The organism is Butyrivibrio sp. AE2032 (assembly GCF_000702965.1).
In genome coordinates, this window is the sequence record NZ_JNLF01000007.1 from 81959 (window position 1) to 107912 (window position 25954).

Annotated in this window: 36 protein-coding genes and 2 pseudogenes; 36 read left to right on the forward strand and 2 right to left on the reverse strand. The window is 40.4% G+C overall.

Going from position 1 to position 25954, the window contains the following annotated elements; translation table 11 throughout:
* Window positions 1-108 precede the first annotated feature (108 nt).
* From BO18_RS36685 to BO18_RS30795, 23 genes and pseudogenes are all read left to right on the forward strand, one after another.
* Window positions 109-780 (forward strand): methyltransferase family protein, encoded by a 672-nt coding sequence (locus BO18_RS36685; protein ID WP_034452726.1) that lies wholly within the window; start codon window positions 109-111, stop codon window positions 778-780.
* Window positions 781-795: 15 nt separating this feature from the next.
* Window positions 796-972 (forward strand): annotated as a pseudogene (locus BO18_RS36390) (TIGR04076 family protein); the annotation flags it as partial.
* Window positions 973-990: 18 nt separating this feature from the next.
* Window positions 991-1449 carry a GNAT family N-acetyltransferase gene (locus tag BO18_RS30700; protein ID WP_034452727.1) on the forward strand — a complete coding sequence of 153 codons (459 nt, stop codon included), beginning with the start codon at window positions 991-993 and terminating at the stop codon, window positions 1447-1449.
* Window positions 1450-1662: 213 nt separating this feature from the next.
* A complete protein-coding gene (locus tag BO18_RS30705) occupies window positions 1663-2739 on the forward strand; it encodes an acyltransferase family protein (RefSeq protein WP_034452728.1) in 1077 nt (358 codons plus the stop codon).
* Complete coding sequence (locus BO18_RS30710) at window positions 2736-3173, forward strand: helix-turn-helix domain-containing protein (protein ID WP_034452729.1); 438 nt, start codon at window positions 2736-2738, stop codon at window positions 3171-3173. The genes BO18_RS30705 and BO18_RS30710 overlap by 4 nt, the downstream gene beginning before the upstream one ends.
* A 73-nt stretch (window positions 3174-3246) precedes the next feature.
* Window positions 3247-4623: a serine hydrolase domain-containing protein gene (locus tag BO18_RS30715; protein WP_034452731.1), complete on the forward strand. Its 1377-nt coding sequence runs from the start codon at window positions 3247-3249 to the stop codon at window positions 4621-4623.
* Window positions 4624-4650: 27 nt separating this feature from the next.
* On the forward strand, window positions 4651-5898 hold the full coding sequence (locus BO18_RS30720) for an endo-1,4-beta-xylanase (RefSeq protein WP_051689337.1): 1248 nt from the start codon (window positions 4651-4653) through the stop codon (window positions 5896-5898).
* Entirely contained in the window at window positions 5891-7267 is a 1377-nt protein-coding gene (locus tag BO18_RS30725; RefSeq protein ID WP_034452732.1) for an MATE family efflux transporter, read from the forward strand. The genes BO18_RS30720 and BO18_RS30725 overlap by 8 nt, the downstream gene beginning before the upstream one ends.
* A 165-nt stretch (window positions 7268-7432) precedes the next feature.
* The gene (locus BO18_RS30730) at window positions 7433-7993 is read left to right on the forward strand and encodes a helix-turn-helix domain-containing protein (RefSeq protein WP_034452733.1); all 561 of its coding nucleotides are present in this window, start codon (window positions 7433-7435) and stop codon (window positions 7991-7993) included.
* Window positions 7986-8696, forward strand: a complete 711-nt coding sequence (locus tag BO18_RS30735) for a DUF6036 family nucleotidyltransferase (RefSeq protein ID WP_034452734.1) — start codon at window positions 7986-7988, stop codon at window positions 8694-8696. Before BO18_RS30730 ends, BO18_RS30735 begins: the two co-directional genes overlap by 8 nt.
* 397 nt (window positions 8697-9093) lie before the next feature.
* Entirely contained in the window at window positions 9094-9786 is a 693-nt protein-coding gene (locus BO18_RS30740; protein ID WP_330379697.1) for a YoaK family protein, read from the forward strand.
* A 91-nt stretch (window positions 9787-9877) separates the two neighbouring features.
* Window positions 9878-10675, forward strand: coding sequence for an alpha/beta fold hydrolase (locus tag BO18_RS30745; protein ID WP_034452735.1), 798 nt, complete (start codon window positions 9878-9880; stop codon window positions 10673-10675).
* A 125-nt stretch (window positions 10676-10800) separates the two neighbouring features.
* The gene (locus tag BO18_RS30750; protein ID WP_034452737.1) at window positions 10801-12123 is read left to right on the forward strand and encodes an MATE family efflux transporter; all 1323 of its coding nucleotides are present in this window, start codon (window positions 10801-10803) and stop codon (window positions 12121-12123) included.
* 130 nt (window positions 12124-12253) lie between these two features.
* Window positions 12254-12991 carry a NifB/NifX family molybdenum-iron cluster-binding protein gene (locus BO18_RS30755; RefSeq protein WP_034452738.1) on the forward strand — a complete coding sequence of 246 codons (738 nt, stop codon included), beginning with the start codon at window positions 12254-12256 and terminating at the stop codon, window positions 12989-12991.
* Window positions 12981-13550, forward strand: a complete 570-nt coding sequence (locus BO18_RS30760) for a chromate transporter (RefSeq protein ID WP_242856633.1) — start codon at window positions 12981-12983, stop codon at window positions 13548-13550. Before BO18_RS30755 ends, BO18_RS30760 begins: the two co-directional genes overlap by 11 nt.
* The gene (locus BO18_RS30765; RefSeq protein WP_034452741.1) at window positions 13547-14104 is read left to right on the forward strand and encodes a chromate transporter; all 558 of its coding nucleotides are present in this window, start codon (window positions 13547-13549) and stop codon (window positions 14102-14104) included. The genes BO18_RS30760 and BO18_RS30765 overlap by 4 nt, the downstream gene beginning before the upstream one ends.
* Before the next feature lie 96 nt (window positions 14105-14200).
* Window positions 14201-14452: a hypothetical protein gene (locus tag BO18_RS30770; protein ID WP_034452742.1), complete on the forward strand. Its 252-nt coding sequence runs from the start codon at window positions 14201-14203 to the stop codon at window positions 14450-14452.
* Between the two features lie 154 nt (window positions 14453-14606).
* Window positions 14607-14753 carry a hypothetical protein gene (locus tag BO18_RS35290; RefSeq protein ID WP_185752648.1) on the forward strand — a complete coding sequence of 49 codons (147 nt, stop codon included), beginning with the start codon at window positions 14607-14609 and terminating at the stop codon, window positions 14751-14753.
* A 14-nt stretch (window positions 14754-14767) separates the two neighbouring features.
* Window positions 14768-14995: a hypothetical protein gene (locus tag BO18_RS30775; protein ID WP_022763541.1), complete on the forward strand. Its 228-nt coding sequence runs from the start codon at window positions 14768-14770 to the stop codon at window positions 14993-14995.
* Between the two features lie 15 nt (window positions 14996-15010).
* The gene (locus BO18_RS30780) at window positions 15011-15208 is read left to right on the forward strand and encodes a hypothetical protein (protein ID WP_034452744.1); all 198 of its coding nucleotides are present in this window, start codon (window positions 15011-15013) and stop codon (window positions 15206-15208) included.
* Between the two features lie 12 nt (window positions 15209-15220).
* Complete coding sequence (locus BO18_RS30785; protein WP_051689338.1) at window positions 15221-15718, forward strand: cupin domain-containing protein; 498 nt, start codon at window positions 15221-15223, stop codon at window positions 15716-15718.
* 48 nt (window positions 15719-15766) lie between these two features.
* Entirely contained in the window at window positions 15767-15949 is a 183-nt protein-coding gene (locus tag BO18_RS30790) for a hypothetical protein (protein ID WP_034452746.1), read from the forward strand.
* 126 nt (window positions 15950-16075) lie between these two features.
* A pseudogene (locus BO18_RS30795) lies at window positions 16076-16726 on the forward strand (CatA-like O-acetyltransferase, family 3).
* Here the strand turns inward: BO18_RS30795 and BO18_RS35295 are convergent.
* Window positions 16663-16932, reverse strand: coding sequence for a hypothetical protein (locus tag BO18_RS35295; RefSeq protein ID WP_185752654.1), 270 nt, complete (start codon window positions 16930-16932; stop codon window positions 16663-16665). The pseudogene BO18_RS30795 and the gene BO18_RS35295 overlap by 64 nt on opposite strands.
* Window positions 16933-17223: 291 nt before the next feature.
* Between BO18_RS35295 and BO18_RS30800 the strand changes: the two genes are divergently transcribed.
* Together BO18_RS30800 and BO18_RS30805 are read left to right on the forward strand one after the other, a co-directional pair.
* Window positions 17224-17751 carry a cysteine hydrolase family protein gene (locus BO18_RS30800; protein WP_034452748.1) on the forward strand — a complete coding sequence of 176 codons (528 nt, stop codon included), beginning with the start codon at window positions 17224-17226 and terminating at the stop codon, window positions 17749-17751.
* A 63-nt stretch (window positions 17752-17814) separates the two neighbouring features.
* On the forward strand, window positions 17815-18018 hold the full coding sequence (locus tag BO18_RS30805) for a hypothetical protein (RefSeq protein ID WP_034452749.1): 204 nt from the start codon (window positions 17815-17817) through the stop codon (window positions 18016-18018).
* Between the two features lie 144 nt (window positions 18019-18162).
* Here BO18_RS30805 and BO18_RS30810 read toward each other — a convergent pair whose 3' ends face one another.
* Complete coding sequence (locus tag BO18_RS30810; RefSeq protein ID WP_034452751.1) at window positions 18163-18594, reverse strand: flavodoxin; 432 nt, start codon at window positions 18592-18594, stop codon at window positions 18163-18165.
* A gap of 481 nt (window positions 18595-19075) precedes the next feature.
* Here BO18_RS30810 and BO18_RS30815 point away from each other — a divergent pair, with 481 nt between their 5' ends.
* From BO18_RS30815 to BO18_RS30865, 11 genes are all read left to right on the forward strand, one after another.
* The gene (locus tag BO18_RS30815; RefSeq protein ID WP_034452752.1) at window positions 19076-19408 is read left to right on the forward strand and encodes a methyltransferase domain-containing protein; all 333 of its coding nucleotides are present in this window, start codon (window positions 19076-19078) and stop codon (window positions 19406-19408) included.
* Between the two features lie 13 nt (window positions 19409-19421).
* Window positions 19422-20165, forward strand: a complete 744-nt coding sequence (locus BO18_RS30820; RefSeq protein ID WP_242856634.1) for an alpha/beta fold hydrolase — start codon at window positions 19422-19424, stop codon at window positions 20163-20165.
* A 19-nt stretch (window positions 20166-20184) separates the two neighbouring features.
* Complete coding sequence (locus tag BO18_RS30825; RefSeq protein ID WP_242856635.1) at window positions 20185-20667, forward strand: hypothetical protein; 483 nt, start codon at window positions 20185-20187, stop codon at window positions 20665-20667.
* Between the two features lie 16 nt (window positions 20668-20683).
* A complete protein-coding gene (locus BO18_RS30830; protein WP_034452759.1) occupies window positions 20684-21370 on the forward strand; it encodes a DUF6796 family protein in 687 nt (228 codons plus the stop codon).
* Between the two features lie 126 nt (window positions 21371-21496).
* A complete protein-coding gene (locus BO18_RS30835) occupies window positions 21497-21844 on the forward strand; it encodes a hypothetical protein (protein ID WP_185752649.1) in 348 nt (115 codons plus the stop codon).
* Between the two features lie 19 nt (window positions 21845-21863).
* A complete protein-coding gene (locus tag BO18_RS30840; RefSeq protein ID WP_051689339.1) occupies window positions 21864-22487 on the forward strand; it encodes a DUF6796 family protein in 624 nt (207 codons plus the stop codon).
* A 40-nt stretch (window positions 22488-22527) separates the two neighbouring features.
* Window positions 22528-23484, forward strand: a complete 957-nt coding sequence (locus BO18_RS30845; RefSeq protein ID WP_066738537.1) for an MBL fold metallo-hydrolase — start codon at window positions 22528-22530, stop codon at window positions 23482-23484.
* Between the two features lie 165 nt (window positions 23485-23649).
* Entirely contained in the window at window positions 23650-24015 is a 366-nt protein-coding gene (locus BO18_RS30850; protein ID WP_034452761.1) for a CPBP family intramembrane glutamic endopeptidase, read from the forward strand.
* Window positions 24016-24126: 111 nt separating this feature from the next.
* Window positions 24127-24444 (forward strand): HIRAN domain-containing protein, encoded by a 318-nt coding sequence (locus BO18_RS30855; RefSeq protein ID WP_034452762.1) that lies wholly within the window; start codon window positions 24127-24129, stop codon window positions 24442-24444.
* A 171-nt stretch (window positions 24445-24615) separates the two neighbouring features.
* Window positions 24616-25275 carry a DUF3267 domain-containing protein gene (locus tag BO18_RS30860; protein WP_034452764.1) on the forward strand — a complete coding sequence of 220 codons (660 nt, stop codon included), beginning with the start codon at window positions 24616-24618 and terminating at the stop codon, window positions 25273-25275.
* A gap of 88 nt (window positions 25276-25363) precedes the next feature.
* Window positions 25364-25786, forward strand: a complete 423-nt coding sequence (locus BO18_RS30865; RefSeq protein ID WP_034452765.1) for a GtrA family protein — start codon at window positions 25364-25366, stop codon at window positions 25784-25786.
* Window positions 25787-25954: the final 168 nt, after the last annotated feature.

Here is a 25954-nt window from a genome sequence, read left to right on the forward strand (position 1 = left end):
TTTGAATGCTTGAAAAATGAGTAGTTAGTAAGCGAATCTTAGTTTCCTTTTTAGCATAATAACATTATACTTAAATATCAATGAACTATAAAGGAGAGGTGAGGTTGTATGAATGGTAAATTGTTTGCACAAGCAATAACCAAAGTGTTATCGGGAGTGCTTCTGGTGGGTGTTCTTCTGTTTTTGCCTGCAGGATCTTTTTCTTATTGGAATGGTTGGCTTTTGATGGCAGTTTTGTTTGTCCCTATGATCGTTGCGGGATTTGTCATGATGAAGAAAAGCCCGGAGCTATTGCAGAAACGGTTAAATGCAAAAGAAGAACAATCAGAGCAGAAAGCTGTCGTAGTACTGAGTGGGCTGATGTTTATTGCCGCTTTTATCGTGGCTGGACTTAATTATCGATTTGGCTGGATTGTATTGCCAAATTGGATTGTCTTTGTCGCAACTTTAGTGTTTTTACTTGGATATGTGCTATATGCGGAGGTTCTAAGGGAAAACGCATATCTCTCCAGAACTGTTGAGGTGCAGGAAAATCAAAAAGTTATAGATACCGGCCTTTATGGAGTCGTTAGGCATCCTATGTACATGAGCACATTTCTTTTGTTTTTATCCATGCCTCTTGTACTTGGATCGGTTATTTCTTTTGTTATCATGCTTGTATACATACCAATAATCGCTAAACGTATCCGTAATGAAGAACAGGTACTTGAAGAAGGACTAGAGGGATATTCAGAATATAAGAAACGAGTAAAGCACAAGGTAATACCATTAATCTGGTAAGATGAATTGCCGTAGATGGAAGCTGTTAGAAGCGGTGGCAATCTTACAAAGGTTGGTGGCGATGGAGAATACTCCAAAACGGTTGTGTGTCCGGATGGCTGTGTAATCTTCAAACTGACAGCAAAACCTCTGGGGAATGAAAACTTCCATACCGGTGGATTCTGGGATTATCCTGATGAAACACAGAATTGATGAAAAGGGTATAAAAAAATGATAGTTGAGATTACGGATTCAAAAGAAAAACAGGCTATCGCAAGGAAAGTGCTGGAGGCGCTTACTGACTGGTTTGCGGTAGAAGAAAGCAGAGAGGGATACATTTCCGGATGTGCCAATTGGACGTTTTTTGCGGCGAAGGAAGATGGGGAGGCTGTAGGGTTTCTCTGCCTAAAAGAAACAGGAAAGGCTACTGTTGAACTGGCTGTTATGGGTGTATTAAAGGATTTTCACAGGAGCGGTATTGGTCGACAGTTGGTAGAAAAGGCAAAAGAAACTGCCAGATTGAAGGGATATGAGTTCATGCAGGTCAAGACTGTGAAAATGGGAATGTATGAGGACTATGACAGAACTAATCTTTTTTACATAAGCTGTGGTTTTAAAGAGTTTGAAGTATTCCCACTCCTTTGGGATGAGGCAAATCCATGCCAGATATATGTAATGTCTATGAAATGATAATGTAGGGGTAAAAAAGAACTTAGTTGCAGAAGGCAAAAAACTACTGAAGAAGGGATTCAATGTAAATGTTATTTCCTGAGAAAACTGTGAGTTCGCAACCAAATTTAACAAAAGACAGCACTACATGTAAGCTTCGCTTGGTAGACAGGCGCAGCTTACTTTTTTATGATTAAGAAAAATGTTAAAATATTTAGCAAAGGTGGTAGAAATATGAGGAAGGCGTATTTGGATAATATTCGCTGGATAACAGTAGTGCTGGTTGTCATCTATCATGTAATCTACATATTCAACGGCGTTACACAGCATGGAATCATCGGTCCCTTCAGTGAACATCAGCCTCAGGATACATATCAGTACATTGTTTATCCTTGGTTCATGTTACTTCTGTTTGTGGTATCTGGCATGTCAGCCCGCTATGAACTGCTTAAACGAACAGAAAAGGAATTCATCAGAGTAAGGACGAGAAAGTATCTTGTGCCATCAACAATTGGCCTTCTGGTTTTCGGCTGGGTTCTTGGCTACTACAACATGTTGATTTCCGGTGCATTTGATTCCATGGGCAATTTACCAGGGCCAATCCTTTTCCTGATAATGGCAGTCAGCGGCTCAGGTCCTCTGTGGTATATACAGATGCTTTGGCTCTTCAGCCTGATACTGGTACTGTTCAGAAGGATTGAAAAAGACAGATTCTATAATATCTGCGGCAAAGCGAATCTTTTGGTACTTATAATTCTTGTCATACCCGTATATGGAGCGGCGCAGATACTTAACACACCGATAATAGTGGTATACAGATTCGGTATCTACGGACTGGGCTTTTTGATCGGCTACTTTGTACTGTCCCATGACGAAGTGATGGATCGACTTGGCAAAAACTGGCTGTTATTAAGCATCCTTGCCCTCGCATCCTGCATAGCCTTTGTGGTTTTATATAAAGGTCAGCCCTATCCGGATCACGTAGTTCTGGATACAATCATGTGCAATGTATACGCATGGTTTGGAACTCTCGGTATACTTGCCTTCATGAAAAAATGGGGCAATTTTGAGAATTCATTCTCAAAGTGGATGAGCAAAAAATCATGGGGCCTCTACGTATTCCATTATCTGATGATCGCGGTCAGCGGATGGTATCTGCATACATTATGTCCGCCCCTTGCCCCTGTCATCGTATACCTGTTGGTTGCAATAGCAGCATTTGCAGGCTCCTACCTTCTGTATGAGATTATGAGCCGCATACCTTTCATAAGGTGGTGTGTTCTGGGAATAAAAAAGGAGAAGAAACCATGAGTTTTGCAGACAATCTTATGGAATTGAGAAAGCTTAATAACCTGTCACAGGAGGAAATTGCAGAGAAGATAGGCGTATCCAGACAGACGCTTTCAAAATATGAGACCGGAGATTCGCTGCCGGATATAGAGAGGTGTAAGCAACTGGCGGACATCTTTGGTGTAACCATGGACGACCTTATATCATATGAAAAGAATGATTCGGATAACCTGGGATGTGTTATCCCGCCGAAAGGAAAACATATCTTTGGAATGGTCAAAGTGGGAGATAAAGGTCAGATTGTTATTCCTGCCAAAGCAAGAAAAATCTTCGATATAAAAACAGGCGATAATCTTATTGTCCTCGGAGATGAATTCCAGGGTATAGCTCTTATTAAGGAAACTGGCCTTCTCGGTCTTATCAACAGTGCGAAAGAAACTTGCAACGATGATTAAACTTTGAATTGCAGTTTAATGCGAAGTGGAGAGAGCATGAAAGATAAGCAGAAACCGAAAGGGAATCAGTTTTATGAAACTAAGCAAAATAATACTAAGAAGAATACTTCTGATAATTATGGTTATTACGACGGTTATCTTCTTGGTTTTGCATTACGATTCTAAAGAATATACCCTGCAAAATGAACAGGAATATATAAACAGAATTTGTAGGATGACACACAACAGGGGTGTTTCTGTAGGAATAATTGATGGCGATGAAGACACATTTCTGGAATACTGTGACATTGATGGGAAAACTGTAGATGAGCATACGCTATTTGAATTAGGATCGACGACAAAAGCATTCACAGGGCTTGGAATCCTTAATCTTGAGGGAGAAGGCTCGATTGATTTAGATTCACCTGTCACAAACTATATAGACTGGTTCAGACCACAGTATAAAGGCGCCGATGCTATAGTCACAGTAAGGCATCTTATGAATCATTCAAGTGGGATTCCGGTATGGACCATCTCGCTTATACCGGAGGGCAGCGAAGGTGAGATAACCTTAGAGGAGACTGTTAGAAAAATCGCTGATGTTAGGCTTGCTCATGCACCCGGCGAAGCTTATGAGTATGCAACAATCAATTATGATGTGCTTGCACTGATTATCGAGAAGGTTACCGGTCAAAAATATGAGGATTATATTACTGGGACTGTTCTTAAAGATGTGGGAATGAATGAGTCATTTTTTAGGATTGCCGACTCTGACAGGCAGCGTATCTTTCCCGGGCATAAATCAGGCTTTTTTGGAACATGGAAATATGATGCTCCAACTTATTATGGGAATACTGCAGCAGGTTACCTTGTGTCGGATACTACTGATCTGGTCAAATGGATGAGATATGTCAGGGAGAATATTGATTATGACACTTTTCCGATAACAGACACGAACAATTACTATGCCGGCTGGAATTTGTATCCGGAAACTGTGCACCATGGGGGAAACAATCCGAATTACAGTACGCAGATTATCATTTCGAGAGAACGTGATCTTGGAGTTTTTGTTTTGTCTGCTTCAGCAGGAGATATTGCCACAAAAATAGCAGACGGTATTTATGGGATGCACATGGGAATGAATGCAAGGATCGGATTATGTGTGTCAGGTCACGAACTTCAAGATTTTCTGTTTGTCATGGGTATTCTTTTGGTTCTGTATATCGCATTACTGTTGAAATACAGAAGAAAGAAATTATGCATATGCGGTGGATTATTGATTTTGATTGTGCTGACCCTGATTCCTATAATCTCGCATATCAGTTACAGATTCATGTTTGTTTGGATGCCCTATAGCTTTGGAGTGACGATCATTTGTCTATTGGCATTTGCAATTTGGCTCATCCTCTACGGAATGAAGCGAGAAACGGGAATAGGAAGATGCTTGCTACAGGATATTTACGCAGGATGAGGTTATCGAAAGAAAGGAACCGGATTTATGGATGTTTCACACAGAAAAGTAAAAAAGCTTATAAGACTTACTGATTCAGAGGGAAACCCATTGAGCAATGCCGAAGTAAGAGTGCAGCAGACAAATCACAAGTTCCTCTTTGGCTGTGGGGCCTTTGACTTTATTCCCTATGTAATGAATGGCGATGAAGAGCATAAGCAGATAACAGACAGCTGGCTGGAGATTTTTAACTACGGTACGCTCCCTTTTTACTGGGGACAGTATGAAAAGGAAGAGGGAAAGCCAAACAGGGATGCTCTTATGAAGACCGCACAGTACCTGAAGGGAAAGGGTGTGACTGTAAAAGGGCACCCTCTCTGTTGGCATACTGTCTGTGCTGACTGGCTTATGAAATACGATAATGAGACCATTTTGAAGAAACAGCTTGAACGTATAGACCGTGAAGTCAAAGGTTTCAAGGGGGTCATTGATATGTGGGATGTGATCAATGAGGTTGTTATCATGCCCATATTTGACAAATATGATAATGCCATAACCAGGATCTGCAAGGAGAAGGGAAGAGTAGGACTGATAAAGGAGGTCTTTGACAGAGCCCATGCAGATAATCCTGATGCGGTCCTTCTTCTCAATGATTTTAATACTTCAATAAACTATGAGATTCTTATCGATGGGTGCCTTAATGCAGGGGTTCCCATAAGTGCGATAGGTATCCAGTCCCATCAGCATCAGGGATACTGGGGAATAGAAAAGCTTGAAGAAGTTTTGGAACGGTTTTCCCATTTTGGACTGCCTATCCATTTTACGGAGAATACCCTTATTTCCGGAGATATCATGCCTGCACATATCGTAGACCTGAATGACTGGCAGGTCGATGAGTGGCCGTCAACACCTGAAGGAGAAGTAAGGCAGGTAAAAGAGATAGAGGAGATGTACAGGACATTGTTTGAACATCCTCTTGTAGAAGCCATTACGACCTGGGATTACAGGGATGGAGCTTGGCTCAAGGCGCCGAGCGGTTATATAAGGCTGGATAATTCCAAAAAGCCATCCTATGAGATGCTGAAAGACCTCGTGAAGAACGAGTGGTGGACAGATGCCTCAGCTAAAACAGATGAAAATGGATGTATTATGGTAGATGCTTTTAAGGGAGATTATCGCATCAGCGTCGGTAAATCAGCTGCAGAAGTAGAGTTTACTGATGATACAGAATTGAACTTACACATGAAGAGTGGTACAGACTGTATCTTTCTTCCGGGAAATTCTTACCATGAATAAGAACAATACGATTGTAATAGATGAAAAAATGCCATTGCTTGTGCTGGCAGGGCCAATGTTTCTTGAACTACTTTTAAATACCATGCTCAACAACGTGGATATGCTCATGCTCAGCCATTACGATGAGTATGCGGTCGGTGCAGTTGGCAATGCCAATATCATCCTGTTCATGATGAACATACTTTTTAGCATTATTGCCATGGCGACAAATGTAGTCGCTGCCCAGTATCTTGGGGCAAAACTGTATAAGAAGATGAACATGATCTATACTCTGGCAGTGGTGGTAAATCTTGTCTTCGGACTTACGCTTAGTGTAGCTTTCTGCGTTGCAAACCCATTGATAATGGATTTTCTTAATGTGTCACCGCAGATGCGCCCGTATTCAATGATCTACATCTATATAGTTGGTGGTGGCGGATTTCTTTCAGCAGTGTTTAATGTTATGATCCAGATACTAAGATGCAACGGCTATACCAAGATCGGGATGTGGGTAACTTTTTCTATCAACCTTATCAATATAGCCGGTAACTATCTCTTTTTGTATGGACCATTAACTTTTTTGAAGATGGGCGTTGCCGGTGTGGCCATATCGACTGTTGTTGCCAGGCTTTTGGCTGCAATCGCCCTATTCGGATTTTTCTACATCACTAAGACCGGAAGGATATCACTTCGTTATCTTAATCCGTTCCCCGGGAAGCTCCTTGTAAGAATGATAAAGATTGGACTGCCGTCAGCGGGGGAAAGCCTTACTTACAATCTTTACCAGACTACGCTTCTTTCTTTTGTAAATATGATGGGAAATGATGCTGTAAATGCGAGGGTTTATTGTAATACTCTGATATCCTTTGTAATGATCTTTTCAAATGCCTGTGCAATGTCTACCCAGATAATTACAGGGCATCTGGTAGGTGCAGATAAAACTGATGAGGCATATAAAAGGGTGTTTAAGACCCTGAGAGTATCCATGCCAATAACTATAGTGCTTGCAATAATCAATGTAATCCTGTGCAGATATACTCTGGGGATATTTACTCAGAATCAGAACATTCTTGCGCTTGGGCAGCTGATAATGATTGCAGACATATTTGTGGAAATGGGCAGGTGCCTTAACATGACCTTTGTCAGCAGCCTTAAAGCGGCCGGAGCATATATCTTTCCATTTATTGCAGGATTAGTATGTAACTGGGGGCTCGGTCTTACAACCGGTTATCTGGTGGGAGTGATGCTGGGTATAGGTGTTGTTGGCATCTATATCGGGACAGCTACGGATGAATGTATAAGAGGCCTGATTGTAATGAGCTATTGGTACAGAAAAAAATGGCTTGGAAAGTCTGTTGTTGACCAGAAGGACATAACTGAACTTGCGTAAGTATATAAATATGACCTTTAAAATGGTCGTTATTTGCTTCACAGACTATGTATAATCTGCATAATAATTCATCCGGGCGCATTGCCCGGATTTTTTTGATAGCATATATACGCTTGCGTATATATAATTCTAAGTATATAATAAAAGTGGAAGGAGGATGCGAATATGTACATTAAGCAATATCTTGAAGACAACAGTATATCTATATATAAAGTGGCGAATAGCGCTTTGGTTGCCTATCCTACGGTCTTTAACATTGTTAATGGGAAGGTGGATATCCTTAACTGCGCCCTTGGTGTTGTGAAAAAGATAGCGGATGCTCTTAACCTAACAATAGACGAGCTTCTTACCCTGTGCGATAAGAATCATTCCTTCAACCTTTTCAGAAGTGAGCAATGTCATCTGGTAAATCGCGTGGGTGAGATAGATTATGTGATCGACCTTTTGGAAAAGAAAAAGATAGATTATTACTGGAAATTAGATATGAAAGCAGAAGCTTTTTATCTTCTTGCAATGCTTGATTATCTGAGCAAGCGGAACGACCTTCCAAAGTGTACTGTGTACGAGGAAATCAGGAGGTATAAGTTGGAAAAGCCGGTCTTTCCTGCTGATACAGAGCTATCAGAAAAGCTTTTGGGAAAAGATGCACAACATGAAGCTTTGGATCACGCAATTCCCGAGTTCCTTAATTTTAATATAGTAGAATGCGAGATTATAAATGGATAAGGTTTTATTTACGAAAGATAATATAGACAATCTGCTGTTCCAACTTGCAAAAGAGTATAAAACGATCAATAGAAAGAACACACCTGCAGAAATTGTTATTATAGGCGGAGCTGCTATAGTGTCAAAATATGGCTTCCGGGCTTCTACAACGGATATCGATAGTTTGATTTTTGCCTCATCTTCAATGAAGGACGCAATAAATACCGTAGGTGAAAAAAACGGACTGCCAACAGGTTGGATCAATGAGGAATTCAGAAAAACAAGTTCATACACTGAGAAGATCAGGCAGTATTCCAAGCATTATAAGCTGTTTGCAAATATTCTAGAAGCGAGGATGCTTCCTTCTGAGTATGATGTAGCAATGAAACTTGCGTCATTGAGACCGTACAAGTATGATATGTCAGATGCTGTCGGCATCATAAAGTCAGAGAATATCGCAAAAGAGCAGATAGAGAAAGCGGTCGTGGATTTTTATGGAGGATTTGAAAATTTGTCCCATCCTGATGAAGCAAAGAAACTACTTGATAGTATCTTTGCTGCACATAACCTGGATGAGCTATATAACAGTACCAGAACATCAGAATCGGATAACCGGGTAATTCTTAAGGATATCGATGATAATTATCCGAAGCTGCTTAATGAAGGCAATCTGGCAAGCGTACTAGAGGCTGCAAAAAGGAAGAAAGACAGCAAATCTAACTGATAGATCAAGGGTATTTATATGAATTGGTATTATGCATCACCATTAAACAATCCCGAAAAGCAGGAGCTCAGGCGTTATATATTTCTGCATGCTCTTCAGAAGAAACCATTGCATTTTACAAAGCTATGGGCGGCAAACTGACAGACTGTCCCATAAAAAGAATTGCAGATGACGAACCTTATGATTTGCAAATGATTTGTTATTTGGAAGGTTGAGAACCTTCGCGTTCCTTTACTAAGAAAATGTTTAAAGTTTGTAGAACAAATTATAGTATAATCAGTAAGAGTTTGCGTTTGTGCTATCATATCGTTATCATATGAATTATTATAGACAAGGGTGTCTGCTGAATAAGCGGATACCCTTTTAATGAAGATGGCTGTTTTGGAGGAAGAACGTGGTGGGTAATTCAGTAAGTATAAGAAATTACATTACAAGGCAAAAGCAGATGTCGGAAGCTCTGATTCTGAATCTTATACTGGCGTTTAGTGGTGGCTTTCAGGATGCATATACTTATATTGTCAGGGACAATGTCTTTGCAAATGCTCAGACCGGGAATATTGTGCTTATGAGTACGTATCTCATGGATGGAAAGTGGCAGCGAGGGTTGATGTATTTGTTTCCAATTTTCTCTTTTATGCTGGGGGTATTTATTTCTGACAATATACAGGCTAAATTCAAGTCGGCAAAAAAGATTCACTGGAGACAGGGCATTGTGCTAGCAGAGACTGTCATAATGCTTATAGTGGGATTTATTCCGCAGGCTTTTAATATGGTTGCCAACTGCATGATATCTTTTTCTTGTGCACTCCAGGTCCAGTCTTTTAAAAAGATACATGGAAATGTTTATGCCAGCACCATGTGCATAGGTAATCTGAGAAGTGGTGTAACGGCTTTTTCTTCCTTCCTAAGAACCAGGGATAAAAGAGATATTGTAAAAGCGAGGGATTACCTGATAGTAATTATTGCATTTGCTCTTGGAGCAGGAATCGGAGGGAACAGTTCCGATGCTTTTGGAGAAAGGACAATATGGTTTTCAGCTGTGCTTCTTATCATTTGTTTCGTGATGATGGGGCTGGACAAGAAAGAATAATGCTGTTAGAAAATACAAGATTGGCGTATGCATAAGAGGATTGCCAATCTGTAAGCCGTTGGAATGAATGTAAGGTACAGGAGGAGTTACGATGCTAAAGAATGGATGCGTGTCAGTTGGAAATACAGATATGTATTATGTGGCATTCGGTGAAGGGGAAAAGAAACTGGTTGTTTTGCCGGGGCTATCGGATGGATTGTGGACTGTAAATGGTAAGGCATGGCTATTAGCGGGGTCTTATAAGCGATTCTTCAAAGACTACACAGTCTATATGTTCAGCAGGAAAAATGATTTTCCGGAAGGTTATTCAATAAAAGAAATGGCTGATGATCAGGCTGAGGCAATGAAGAGTCTGGGAATAGACAGAGCTATTGTAATGGGGGTATCACAAGGGGGAATGATTTCGCAGTTCTTAGCTGCAAACTATCCTGATCTGGTGGAAAAGCTTATTCTTGTGGTGACAGCTCCTTATGCTAATGATACCATTAAAGGCGTGGTGTCAAAATGGATAGATATGGCAAGGAACGATACTCACACAAATCTTATGCTTGATACAGCTGAAAAGGTTTATACGAAGGAATTCAATGAAAAGAACAAGAAATACCTTCCCATGCTGGCAAGATTTACTAAGCCTGCAAGCTACGACAGATTCCTTATAAATGCTCATGCAATAATGAACTTTGATGCCAGAGAAGAATTGCCCAAAATAAAATGCCCAACTTTAATAATGGCAGGTAATAGGGATAATACGGTTGGAAATGATGCTCCTTATGAATTAAAGGCTGGTATTGCTGACAGTGAAATGATGATTTTTGATGGTCTGGGGCATGGGCTATTTGAGGAAGATAAGACTTTTTATAATAAGGTTTTGGATTATTGCAATCAGTAGTGGTTTTCAGCACCAATGTATCTGTGCTGACGCTTATGGTGAATAATGCCACTATGACGGTATGAAAAGAATGATGCCCATTTTCGCTAAAAGAGCTTGCAACAAATACAAGGGTTGGAAAAGGTATGACTAAAGGCTCAATAACTAAGAGTTTAATAACGTTTGCTATTCCACTTTTCTTTGGACAGCTCTTGCAACAACTCTACAACGTTGTGGATTCGATTGTTGTGGGAAATGTATTGGGAAAAGAGGCACTGGCTGCCGTTAGTACTACCGGTAGCCTTATATTTTTGATGGTAGGCTTTATAAATGGCCTGTTTATGGGTAATAGCGTTATCATCGGCAAAAGATACGGCGCAGGAGAATATGAAGGTGTATCTATCGCATCACATACAGGTATTGCTTTTGCTATTCTCATGGGAATAGTAATGACAGTCTGGGGATATTTCTTTACTCCAACGCTCCTTAAGTGGATGGGTACGCCAGCTGATGTAATGCCACGCTCAGTGCTTTATTTCAAGATCTACTTCCTGGGAGGCCTTGGAAATATATTGTATAGTGCGTGCTGTGGCGTTTTTCAGGCAATGGGAGATTCCAAGAGACCTCTTTACTACTTGATCGTCAGCACAGTTCTTAATACGATACTTGATATCTCTTTTGTAAAGTTTCTGGGATTTGGTATCGGAGGAGCAGCTCTTGCGACAGTTATTGCTCAGTTTGTAAGTGCGATTCTTGCTTTTGTTAAGCTCACTAGGGTGGATGGACCTCACAGGATCTTTATCAGTAAGCTAAGGATGGATAAGACCACTTTGGGAAAAGAGCTAAAAATAGGTTTTCCAACCGGAATACAAAATAGCGTTATTGCTATCGGAAACGTAGTTGTACAGTCAAATATCAATGCATTTGGCTCTGTAGCTATGGCAGGTTGCGGGAGTTATTTTAAGCTTGAGGGATTTGTCTTTTTACCAATCACATGTATGTGCATGGCCCTTACTACATTTGTAAGTCAGAACCTTGGGGCAGGAGAAATCAAAAGAGTCAAGAAAGGCACTGTAATAGGAAGTGCAATTGGAATCTCATGCGCAGAGATCATAGGAGTAATAGTATTTGCCTTTGCACCTGTACTACTTCGTATGTTTTCAAGTGATGCAGAGGTTCTTACAATAGGAACAACTCAGGCCAGGACGGAGAGCCTTTTCTATTGCCTTCTAGCCTTAAGTCACTGTCTGGCTGGCATATACAGAGGAGCGGGTAAGACAACGGTTCCGATGATTGTAATGTTATCAAGCTGGTGTCTTCTTAGGATAACCTATATCACCATAATTGTGCGCCTAATTCCCATCGTAAACGTAATATTCTGGGCTTATCCACTAACGTGGTCTGTAAGTTCAGTAGTATTTATAATTTATTATTTCAAAGGAAAATGGCTAAAGATTGGAATAGCCTGAATATATTTTGTGAAAGCGGCCTGGACTGAAATCGTAGTTCGGGCTTCTTTTTTCGTCACTCGAGCACTTGTTGACATATGTCAATATCGCTGATAATATTTATTTTGACATATGTCAGAAAGGATGGGGTATGCCTAAGTTTACAAAATGCAGAAAAATAGCGGGTCTTCCCAGGCAGTTTAGCTTTTGTCCGTCAGAGACCATCGAAGGAGAAGCCATACAGCTAACCTTCGATGAGTTTGAAACAATCCGTTTGTTAGACAAGGAGGGAATGACTCAGGAACAGTGCGCCAGAGAAATGGGAGTTGCCAGGACAACTGTAACAGCTATGTATGAGAGCGCGCGTAAAAAGATAGCTGAGATGCTGGTAGAAGGACGGAGCCTTACAATCTCAGGCGGCAATGTCAGATTTAATATTTTGCAGAGTGAGAATTTTAAGAACCTTAGAGTAAAAGGAGAAAACGATATGAGAATTGCAGTAACATATGATAATGGTGAGATCTTTCAGCATTTTGGTCATACAGAGAAGTTCAAGGTTTATGACGTGGAAGATGGAAAGATTGTAAACGAAGAGATAGTAGATACAAACGGTCAGGGGCATGGTGCTCTTGCAGGATTCCTTATGGGCGGTAAGGTTGACATACTTATCTGTGGAGGAATTGGCGGTGGAGCCCAGGCAGCGCTTGGCGAAGCTGGAATAAAGCTATATGGTGGCGTATCAGGTAGTGCAGATGAGGCAGTAAAGGCATTCCTTGATGGGGCACTGGATTATAATCCGGACGTTAAATGTAATCATCACGGAGAAGGACATACATGTGGTAATCACCATGATGAGGATCATCACTGCGGAGGTCATTGTGGTCATTGAACTGTTTTGCACGTTTGTCAGAATCGGACTATTTACTTTTGGTGGTGGCTATGCCATGATCTCGCTGATACAGGACATCTGCGTGGAAAAGAAAAAGTGGATCAGCCATGATGAGATGATGGATATTACAGTCATTGCTGAATCAACGCCTGGGCCGATTGCGATAAACTGTGCTACTTATGTGGGATATAAAAAGTGTGGTATGGCGGGAGCAGTCTCTGCTACAGTAGGAGTAATCCTTCCGTCCTTTGTTATCATCTATCTGATTTCACTGTTCCTTGACAGTTTTCTTGAAATAGCGTGGATAGCCAGCGCTTTTAAAGGAATAAAGATTGCTGTAGGCATACTGATATTGGATGCTGCGCTTAAGATGATAGTAAAGATGCCAAAGAAACCATTTCAGCTGTTTGTGCTAATAACTGTTTTTCTAATTATGATGGCAGTAAATCTTTTTTCCATAAAGATATCATCAATATCTTTAATGATTGCAGCAGGCCTATGCAGCCTTGTGGCATTTTGTGTCAGGAATAAAATAAACGGGGAGGGACGAAGCTTATGATATACATTAATCTCTTCCTCGGATTTCTGAAAGTCGGACTGTTTTCTTTTGGCGGAGCTTATGCAGCAATACCACTTATAAGGGATGTAGTCCTGCACTATGGATGGCTTGATGATGAGAAACTTGCTTATATGATTGCTGTGAGCGAAAGCACTCCCGGACCGATTATGGTCAATATGGCTACATATGTAGGCAGCATGACAGCAGGGATTCCCGGTGCTCTGACTGCAACAATTTCAGTTGTCCTTCCTGCGTTTGTAATCATCGTACTCATAATGATCCTGCTGAAGGGACTGTTAAAAAATCCTTATGTAAAAGCTGTTCTCAGGGGATTAAAACCCTGTATTATGGGAATAATCCTGGCTATGGGTATCAGCATGATCTTGCAGAACACTGTCATTAAGGGGACAAAACTATGCCAGGATTTAAGAGCAGTCGTGGTATGCTCTGTTCTGGCTGCGGTTTACTTTGGCTCCAGAAAAATAGTTAAATCAGGGATATCACCGATTGTATTGATTTGCATTTCTGCAGTGATAGGAATAGTCGTATATTGACTGAATATTTTGACATATTATGGTATTGGAAATTTAATTGGGAATGATTCCTATAAAACAAGAGAGAATCAAACAGAAAAGAGTCAGGATTCTCTTATGGTATCATCAGATAATACTTATGAAGAGGCACAGGCTGATGAAATCAATATATCACCGAATGATGGTGAGTGTGAAGAAAATGCAGCTTCCGGAGTGGATGTGGATCTAACAGTATTATCAAGCACGGTGGTCTATTCGGAAGTTTATAACATGATGGTTTCTCCGGATAATTATAAAGGTAAAACTGTCAAAATGAAGGGGCAGTTCGTTCCATACTATGATGAAGCCACAGGCAAATACTATTTTTGATACATATATGGAAGGTGAGTATTTGTACTGCACTTTGAGAAATGCTGTGTTGGCATAACCGCATCGTCGATTATCTGAATATAATCTTTCCAAAAATTTTGAAAAAATCATTCAAAAATCATGATCCAAAACGTGGAATTCTCCCTAAAATATTATGGATTCGGATTATAATATCATAGTAAGCTACATAGATATGATCGATGAGCAGGGCATGGACGATGATGAGCTTCTTGAAATGACACTTAAAGCAATGGCTGCAAGTGAAGACCTTATCAATGAGGAGATGGCATCAGTGGCCTAAGAAAGGTGGTGCTAATGGAAAGAAAGTCGATTCTGATCAAGGATACAACGAGAGAGGAGCGCGAACAGATAGTAAAAAACTCTCTTGATTGTGGTGGTGGATGCGAGAACTGTTCATCATGCTGGCTTGGCGGGGGAAGCCCCTGGGATATTTATCAGGACTATATTGATGGTAAGAAAGAAATCCGCGAGATAAACATGGAGTACATGGAGAAATACCGTCAGGACAGGCAGATTCATTGAGAGGACTTATGGCTTATGGCAGGTGCACCTGAGATAAAAGAATCTACGGCTGAAGAGCGCAGAACGTACATAAAGGAGAGATTTCCATGCATTGCAGACTGTGATATGTGTGGCCTTTGCAAAGTGTTTCATGGAAAAGATGCAGAAACCGCTTATACAGACTATATTGACGGAAACAGGTCTTTTGCGGAAGTATCAGCGGACTATAAATGAACGGAGGCATACATGGGGATTGGCGACAGGATAGAGATGCTCAAAACAAAATATGCGTTGGAAAGGCATCCTGAAGGAGGATGGTTTTCAGAAGTGTACACTGCTCCCTTTGAACATGAGAAAAGAGCTTTTATGGGCAGCATATATTTCCTTCTTGAAGGAGCGGAGATATCACATTTTCACCAGATTGACTGTGATGAGATTTGGTATCATCACGAGGGATGTGCGTTAAAGATAACCATGATAATGGATGGAAAGGTCAGTGAGAGCGTCATAGGAGCGGGAGAGGGACAGAATGCCATGGCAGTGATACCCAAAGGTGCCATATTTGCGGCAGAGAATCTGGATAAGGGTGAGTATTGTTTTATGTCCTGCGCCACAACACCGGGATTTATGTATGAAGGATTCAGATTGGTGGATGATGAAGAGATAAAGAGTCTGTGCCCGGATATGTTTGAAAAAGTGTCACATTTAGCATTTACGAAGACAGAATTGGAAGAGAAGATATGAAGCAATTACTGTATTGTGTACGGGGAGTGTTTGAGGAGATTAAGACTGATGCACTATAGATTAGCTACAATGGATGATTTGACAGAAATATGTAATATGATAGAAGCTGCAAAACAGCTTATGTCAGAACAGGGAATAGAACAGTTTGCAGACGAACTTCAAAAGTTTAAAAATGAAGTTTTGGAAGCAGATAAGGACAATGAAGATCAGTTCGCAGGGTGTATGCGATGAGGATAATACTGCCAGCGAAAAGACAATACTTGCTAACAGCGGACATTTTGAAAATATCATAGAAGTAGACGGCTGCAGGATGAAACGATTTTTGATAAATAAGAATCGGATTTTGTAGGGGGAAAAATGAACTATAAGATAATTAACAAAGAGACTTACTATAGAAAAGGTGTATTTCGACACTTCTCGGAAGACTGCAAATGCTCGACATCTATGACAGCAAGACTTGATGTCACTGATTTAGTATCATATTCCAAGAAAAAGGGGACAAAGTTTTACATTAACTTTCTATATGTTCTCTCGAAGGTTTTGAATTCACGCGAAGATTACAGAATGGGATATCTTTGGCAGACAAATGAACTGATTTGTTATGATGTGATAAATCCTACACAGTATGTTTTTCATGAAGATACAGAAACATGTACTCCTGTATATACAGAATACGATGCTGATTATGAGAAGTTTTACGAAGCCGCATTGCAGGATGTTGAAGAGGCAAAGAAGACTCATGAATATGGTTTGGACATGACAAATCATCCAAACTGATTTGATGCATCTTATATATCATGGCTTTCATATGATTCGCTTAATATAGAATTACCTGATGGCTATTTATTCTTTGCGCCCATTATTAATTGGGGGAAATACAGAGAAGAAAACGGCAGACTATTCATGCCGGTAACTGTTCGCCTGAATCATGCTGTTGCTGATGGCTATTTAGTAGCAAATGTATTTCGCCTCCTGGAGAAGGAAATTAAGTCCTTTGTTGAGTTATAATCACTACATTCAAGTTTGTAGAAGTAGTTATATTCTTTCGTAAACAAACGGTGTAAGCCCGAACAAAAAAGCAGATCACATTTATGAGTAACCTGCCCTTTTGTTTGGGCTTCACGCCGTTTTTTATCAAATTGCTTACAAGTGCCCTCAGATCGATTCCTGATCCTGCACTCTTCATGAATCTGCCTTTTTAATGATTCATCCATAATAAAACCTCCGTAAATGTAGTGGTAAAAATGTGGTTACTACTGGTTACGGAGGGTAACGAATTCTGTGAATATACTTGTAAGGCTTGTTTGTAGGTGATATTCTTTTCATAGCAGTAGTAGTGGCTTTTGGTAGTGTTTGGTTTTGGTGTGGTAACTTAAACGATACATCATCAGGGCGTCACTATCTACTGCTTTTTAGGTAAAAGAAACGCTGCGCCACAGCCTTGGCAGGCCGTCGCGCAGCGACTTAGTTCACTTTCAGTAGAACTTACAAAGGGAGGCCACATAATGAAGCTTATCGTTATAGATATACAAAAAGGAATTACCGATGAAAGGTTATATGATTTTGTCGGATTCATAAAGAATGTTGAAAGTATTATTGATGCTGCAAGGAAGAATAGCGTTGAGGTTATTTATGTTCAGCATGATGATGGTCCAGGGACAGGTTTCTCTGTCGGCGATGCGGATTTTGAAATAGCTGATCAGGTGGCTCCGAAGTCTGGAGAAAAGACATTCGTAAAAGAAATAAATAGTTGCTTTGGAAATAAAGAGTTTGTTGAGTATCTTGATAAACAGAAGGATAAAGAGCTGATAATAGTTGGACTTCAGACAAATTTCTGTATTGATGCTTCTGTGAAATCAGCGTTTGAAAGAGGCTACAGAGTAATCATTCCAAAGGGCACCAACTCTACTTTTGATAATGACTACATGGATGGGGAGACAACATACAAGTACTACAATGAAATGATGTGGCCAAAGAGATTTGCGGATTGTGTGCCTTTGGATGAAGCAATTGAGTTGATGGAGAGAGTATGAACTTTCTGAAGTTTCAGCAATCCTTGTTGATGAGAGCAGACAGAGAGCGCGGAGAAGTACAAAATGAAGATTACAGTGATAAACGGAACTGAAAAGCACGGTGTTACATACAGAATGAAGGAGATATTTTTAGAGCAGTTTAGAGACGATTCTGAAATCACGGAATACTATCTCCCAAAAGATGGTCCGGGTTTCTGCATGGGATGTACTGCGTGTTTCAGAAATAATCCGAACCTCTGCAAGGATGCTGCAGACGAGTCTTGGTAAAAAGGATCCCGAATATACCGACTTTAAGTATTGGAATGAAAACGGTTGGATTGATAAAATAAGACCGTGGAAATAGATGAGCGAGGTGGATAAAAAAGGTATTGATTCCTCTAACGGAGTCAATACCTTTTTTTGACTATGTTTTTAAGCCTGTGCAAGCTGCCTTCCCAGATCCTCACATTGTGAAATGGCATCATCATCCGGAGCATTGTTGGCGATTACGCCCTCGCCACCGATAATTGATGCACCTGCTGCAACCAGTCTGTCCTGCCAGTCTCTCATCCATTGGCCATCTCCCCAACCGTAGGAACCAAAAAGGGCAACTTTCTTACCGCTACACTTTGTTTCATAATCAGCCATGAAGGGCTCAACGGTTCCTTCTTCAAGTACTTCTGCCCCCATCGCAGGACATCCAAAAGCAATCACTGATTCATTAGCTGCATCCGATGGACTAAGGGAATTAAATGTAGTTACCTCAGCTTCAGCACCGGCACTTTTGATGCCATTCGCAACAGCGTCTGCCATTGCCTGTGTATTTCCACTTCCGCTCCAAAAAACAACTTTAACTTTACTCATACTTGTCTCATCCTTTCTGGGAATATAATATGATTCCTGCAATACTTACGAAAAGAAGTTAGCATATGCTAACTTCTTTTTCAAGGTTTATCGTTGATAAGATTTCTCACGTTTGATAAGGACAAATAACCGATACAGATATTTACTGATTGGAACAGAACTGTGCCATGTGTTTTTTTATGGCTTTAAAAGATTCATCGCTTATATGAAGTAACTTAAAATGAGCAAAAGCATGGGATTGACAGGACAGCATTAAGCTAATATTGAAGTTCCTTGATGAATGGGCAATAGATCCTGCTGAATAAGAATAGGAGATGAGACAGAAAAAAATACGGCAGCACTATTGAAAATGAAGTTAGCATATGCTAACATTTGAGATAACTGATAATGATTTTCATGATATTAAATATCTATTAAAAACACCCGGTTAGTGCGGGCTTTTCTTTTGAGAATGGGTTAGCTAAAACTAACGAAATAATGTTTGGCTGGAAGTGATGCGTGTAAGCTTGATTTTGCAGATGAAACCTTTGATGCAGTAACAAGCAACTATGTATATCACAACATACCAAGTAAGGACAGACAGGCGATTCTTCTTGAAACACTAAGGACCCTTAAGAAGGGCGGAACATTTGCTATTCACGATATTATGTCCAAGGCAAAATATGGAGTGGATTATGAGATGATCGTAGGCGAAGGCATGTTCCACTGCTATCCGGCATTCCCAATAGTGAAAGAGGCCAAGGAAGGCTGGTATAAGATGGTGAATTTAATCAGAAATACTACAAAACAGGGGAGTATGAAAAATGCAATTTGAAGAGATTGGGAATATGTCTGGAAAGACGCTTATGCTGCTTCCCGGGACATGCTGTGACTGGCAGACAAACTTTGGAACAGTAATCGATAGGCTATCAGATAAATATCATCTCATATGCGTAAACTATGATGGTTTCGATGGAAGTGATGATATCTTTCCTGATATGATAACAGTAACTGAGAAAATTGAGAAATATATCATCGAGAAGCATAGTGGCAGGCTTGATGGAGCTATTGGATCTTCTCTTGGTTCCAGTTTTGTGGGACAGCTTGTAATGAGGAATAACGTGCATATAGACCATGCTATCTTTGGCAGTCCTGACCTTGATCAGAGCGGGCCGGTATCAGCAAAACTCCAGTCAATGCTTGTTGTGCCTCTTTTAACAAGCTTTACAGGCAGTGAAAAGAAACGGAATAAATCCAAAGAAAAGCTGAAAAAAATCTTTGAAATGGATGATGAAAATGCTGAGAAATTCATGAACTGTTTTTCCAAGTTTAATCCCCGGTCCATAAAGAATGAGTATTACACAGACCTCCTGACCCATCTTAGGGATGATATCAATGTTGAACATACAAGAGCTCATTTTATCTATGCCAACAAAATGGGTGAGAAGTATCTTGAACGCTATAAGAAGTACTTCCATGATCCTGACATCAGAGAGTTCAACATGCAGCATGAGCAGTGGCTGTTCGGCGGGAAAGAATACGCAGAACCTGTGCTGAAAGCTATAGATGAATTTATGGTAATGACAGTTTGAGGGTAATATGGGGGTAACTATGGTTCTAATATTAGAGTGCATTGTGGTTTGCTTTATACTATTTCTCCCCTGTGTAGTTGTTATAGCAAATGGAACAGAACAGGGAGCTTTTTTATATGAAAAAGATGTACAGGATCGCGTCGTAGAGATGGGACTTATCTCAAAGGCACAGATTGAAAAGAACGGTAAGTTATTCAAGTTATGCACGCTTACTGTAATGATTGCTTTTGTGCTGTGGTCAGTTTATGGCATCAATGGAGCAAGAGGATTTATAGTGCCATTTCTCCAAATATATGCTATGACAATGGCAGAAGGACTATTCGACAGATTCTTTATTGATTGGTATTGGGTGGAGCATACAAAAGCCTGGACGATTCCGGGGACCGAAGATCTAAGGCCTTACATCCCCCAAAAGACGAAGATTGTGCAGTGGCTGATTACGATTGTCGGCAATCCTATTATTGCAGCTGCACTGGCAGGGATTATGATGGTCGTATTATGAGGGAGGGAAGCAGGTAATGAAGAATCTTACATCAAGACAGAAGATCATGTTCGGGGTATATTCGATGGTATTGGCGATTATAGGAGATTATCTCCTTGGCTACGGTACATTTAGCACGTCCAGTTCTCCGGATGCATATATGGGAGTTGAGTGGAGCGTTGCTCCCGATTGGAGATATGCAGTATCGTCCATTCTCGGGTTTGCGTGTGCTGCGCTGTTTGCTTTGGCGGCTGTTAAGCTTCTTAGGGTTATGGAAAAGAAATATCACCTTAATGATTCTAAGCTGTTTGGCCTTTTCAAGATTGCAAACTGGAGCGGAATACTTTATTTTGCTTTCATCCACATAGGTATATGCATGCTCCCTATTGTGTTTAATGCAGGAATGGCTGCTACAGGCGATGTGAAAACTTCTGCTGATATGGTGTTCAGAGTATTGAAAAGTATTGCAGTTCCCATGGGCATCGGATTTGTAGTATGCGATGTTTTCGTTACAATTGCCTGGATCGGAATGGTGTTTAAGAAAATGATTCCTGTGAAAAAGGCTGCATTTATTTGTTGCCCGGTGATTACCTCAATATTAGGGCAGCTCATGAATTACGTTTCTGAAGGTCTAGATTCCGGTTTCGAGTCTTTTGGATGGCTGCTCATGTATCTGGTCTGTGCGTTAAGCCTGGTAGACAAGGATGAGAGGGAATGGATATAAGAAGTAACGGCAGAAACTAAAGGACATGCCCTATAGACAGAAGGGAAAGAGAATATTATAATTTTAAGTTAGCATAGGCTAACATATATAAAAGAGGAGTGGACAAGGAAACTTCCTAAGCGAGACATGACCATCGTGGTTATGGAAGGAGTCCTTGAATACTTTTCCAAAGACCAGGTAAAGACATGCATCAACATGCTTTGTGACAGCTTCGAACATGGATATCTTCTTGCGGAGCTTCATTCTCCGTTCCTTGAAAAGAATGGTAGCCATCATGATGCCGTGAAACATACTAATGCTTCTTTCGGCTGGGGAACAAAGTCAGGCCGTGAATATCTGGATCTTGAACCAAGGATGAGCCTTGTGTCTGAGACGAATTATAACGAAGAAATGAAGAAATACTCAATACGCGGAAAACTTTTTGCTATCGTTGGAAAGAACATCAACAACAGACTGGCAGTATTTAAATGGTAAAGCATTAAGGGCGGAATGTATGGATAAGTTTAATGACATCGGAATTGATGACAAGTTAGACTGGAACAGGATAGAGAAGCTTATGCGGATAGGCATATTTGCCGCATGCATGGTGCTTGTGGGAGATGTGCTTATAGGTTATGGGATGCATGATTCCTCTAAAACAGGTATGGAATGGTTCTTGTCAGCATATTTGCAATTATCGGATACCAGAATGTTTTGGTCAGCATTTCTGGGATTCATAGGTATTCCGCTTGAGGCACTTTGCTATTTTGGAGTGTACAGGCTGATTGTTCCTAAATCACAGAAATATGCTCATATTTATAGAACAGGAATACTTGGGGTATTGGCTTTCGCGGGATGTGGAGTGCATGTCCCGTGTTTGTCCACATGCTTCTTTTACAAGTATATGAACGATGCTGCCCCGGAGATTGCAGTAGATGCAGCAGTGAAATTTGGTAAATACTTTCTTTTGCCGGGAATGATAGTGTTCTTTCTATTCTGGATCATCCAACATGTGGCACATATTGCAGCATTCACAAAAGGGTTTGGCGGCGGATATGCCATGATCTCGCAGATCCAGGATATATGCGTGGGATATGAGGGGCATGACAATAGACTGTGGTGCTGTATTAGATTATAATGTTAGCTAGGACTAATACAAAGCTATGCTGGGAGGGATTATGCGGATCGTAAATCTCATTGAGAATACTGAAGGTGTGCGCGGATGCACAGCTGCACATGGACTATCTTTTTATATTGAAACGGGAAAACATAAGTTACTTGTTGACCTTGGGCCATCTGAAGAGACGCTTGAAAATGCGAAGAAGCTGGGAATTGATCTTGACGCAGTAGATATGGTGATATTAAGCCACGGTCACTATGACCATTCGGGTGGGATACTTTCTTTTGCCCAAATGAATCAGCATGCTTACATTTACATGCAGCGCCTTGCGGCGGGGAATTATTACTCTGATGATGGTGAGAGGGAAGGGCAAGATCGGTATCGTTATATTGGAATTGATAAGGAAATTGCAGACCTTCCGCAGGTTAAATTACTTGATGGGGATCAGGTAATTGATGAAGAGATTTCTGTTTTTGTGATGGATGAGCCTGCTATTAAACGACCTTTTAGCAATTCCAGGTTAAAAGAAAAAGTGGACGACTCATATATACAGGATGAATTCAGGCATGAGCAGCATGTAGTTGTCACCGAGGGAAACAGGAAAATCCTCATATCGGGATGCGCGCACAACGGGATCCTGAATATCCTTGGTGAATATGAAAGAAAATATGGATCCCAGCCTGATGCTGTTATCAGCGGATTCCATCTGATGAAGAAGTCTGGCTACACGGATGATGAGATCACCGAGATCATTGATACTGCAAAAAGGCTTAAAGAGTACCGGACAACATTTTATACCTGTCATTGCACAGGAATAAAGGCATATGAATCGATGCGCTGCATCATGGGTAGTCAGCTGAGATACGTCCACTCAGGTGAAGAAATCAGACTGGAATACCAGAAAGGCTCACAAGAGGAAAGGAGAAAACAGTTCATGAAATGGCATAAGTTTTTTGCATGGGCAACAGTAATATGCTTTATCATCACCATGATGACCGGATATGAAAAGAAATGAGGCTATACGAAAAAGTATATACCTGAAAAAATGGTAGCCATCAGCAGATATCATCAATTATGGTCAGCTCCACTATACAGATTTTATAAGGACAAAGACGCTATGCCAGGATGGTGACTTCTGTGATTTCCTTTTTGTCAGACATGATACAGATGTCGGTGACGGATGGGAAAGAGAGCTGTACTATCCGTAGTATTGGGAGCACTGTTTTTTGGGATATATCATTTTCAAAACTATTTTGCGAACGGGAATATTAAGGCGACATTGATTCAGGTTCTTGCTAATACAATGTTTGGATTATTGATGTGTGCAATATATGTTAAGTGGCAGAATCTACTTGGAATGATTATTCTTCATGCTGCTTTGGATTTTATGACACTATCGAAGTACGGACTAATAGCTGGGAAATCTATTGCTGATAGAGCATCAAGCACTGGAGGAAATCTTAGACAGACAATAGTAAGCAATTCAGTTTTTGTGATTGCTGCAATCATTGTGATGATCCATAAAAAGAAGGGTTTCCAAACTTGATACTAAACAATGTTTTTAACATCGTAGTAGTAGCGCTGAGTTTTTCATTTGAGGGCCCTATTTTAGCGGTATAAACCACATGCCGGATGGAAAGGAGAAAATAAGTCTAAGATACTTTTTACTCTTACTGGTTGCCAGCACTATCTTGGAACAGACCTTCTGGAGAAAGGTATGAGTCTCAAGCTCAAGAAAGAACCAGATAATACCTGGGATCAGGATGCAATTATGGTCAAGTTCAAAGGCCTTCAGGTGGGATATGTAGCAAACAACTATCACACCAAGGTAAGAGATACCTACAGCGCCGGAAGACTTTATGATCGCATCGGGAAAAAAGCGAAGGCAAAAGTAGTCTGCGTAATACCTAATGGTGCAATATGCGAGATTACAGACTATGGCTTTTCAGAAAAGAAAACGAACGCGGATGAGTAAAAGTGTATGGAAGAAGTATTGTTGGAGGATTTAATAAGCTTTATAGTTTTATTGAAATATAGGGGTATGTAGGAAGCTTGATGTTTTATGTGACATTAAGGCTTCTTTTTCATATAATGGATTAGTTGATTCATAATATAGTCATTAAAATAATACTTAATGGAAGATAACATGGGGAAATTAGAAGAAAAAGAAAAACACATAAAACTAACTCCTGCAGAGGAAAGAAGGCAAGCACATTTTGAGAAGATAGCAGCAGATCTTCAGGATAAGGGATATAAGAGGACTAATCTTACCATTGGGGTTATAAAAGCTAACGTTGTGACAATCCTTATTGCAGTTCCTTTAATTATTCTGGCAGTGATACTCTTTTTTGTGATACATCCGGATTACAATGTCTTTGACAACGCAATGATGGCGAAACCTTTTTTTCCGCTGCTTATAGCAGTGGTCTTACTTGTACTAATTGCTTTACATGAATTCATACACGGGCTAACCTGGAGCCTGTTTTGTGAGAATGGGTTTAAAGACATTGAATATGGCATTAAATGGCAGGTCCTCACGCCATACTGCACGTGTAGCACACCCCTCAAAAAGAATCATTATATCTTAGGAGCTCTTATGCCTCTTATCATACTTGGCATAATACCTACCGTTGTGGGTATGATTGTTGGATCTATGCTTATTTTACTGATAGGGCTTATGATGATTATTGCTGCAGGTGGCGACATGCTTATTGTCCATGGGCTTCTTAAGTACAAATCATCTAGTTCAGATTTGGTCATTTTTGATCATCCGTCTATGCCTGGAAGCATTGTGTTTGAGAAATGAACTGCACCAAAACCACGGCTTGAAAATTATAAGGCCATTAACTATCAAATCCATGTAATTAGGTTCATAGAATAATCGGAGGAAGAACATGAGTGGGGAGAAGGAAAAAGAGATTGTAAGAGTAATTAAGTTTGTTTTCTTTTCCATTTCTGCTGGAATAATTGAGATAGTGAGCTTTTCGCTACTTACAGAGCTTACGCCATTTCCATATTGGCCATGCTATCTGACAGCTTTGATACTGTCGGTTTTGTGGAATTTTACACTGAATCGCAAGTTTACCTTCCAAAGCGCTAACAATGTTCCAATAGCGATGTTAAAAGTGGCACTATTCTATGCGGTTTTTACACCTGTAACTACAATCGGCGGTAATATTCTAGTAGAAAATCTGCATTGGAATGAATATCTTGTGACGGGACTTAATATGGTCCTTAATCTAAGCACTGAATATATTTATGATAGATTTGTTGTGTTCAAAGACAGTATGGATACAAGTTCTAAAAACGCAGCATGAATATAAGGACTCGGTCGCTCTCAGATGCCGAAGTCCTTTTTCTTATAGAGAAACAAAACTGTGACTTTGGGTAGTCGATTTAGCCCCTAAAGTACGATGTGATATATCCCTAAAATATGGAATGGCTTCCGAATAACTGGAAAGCTTGCATTGCTTTACATTTGTGGC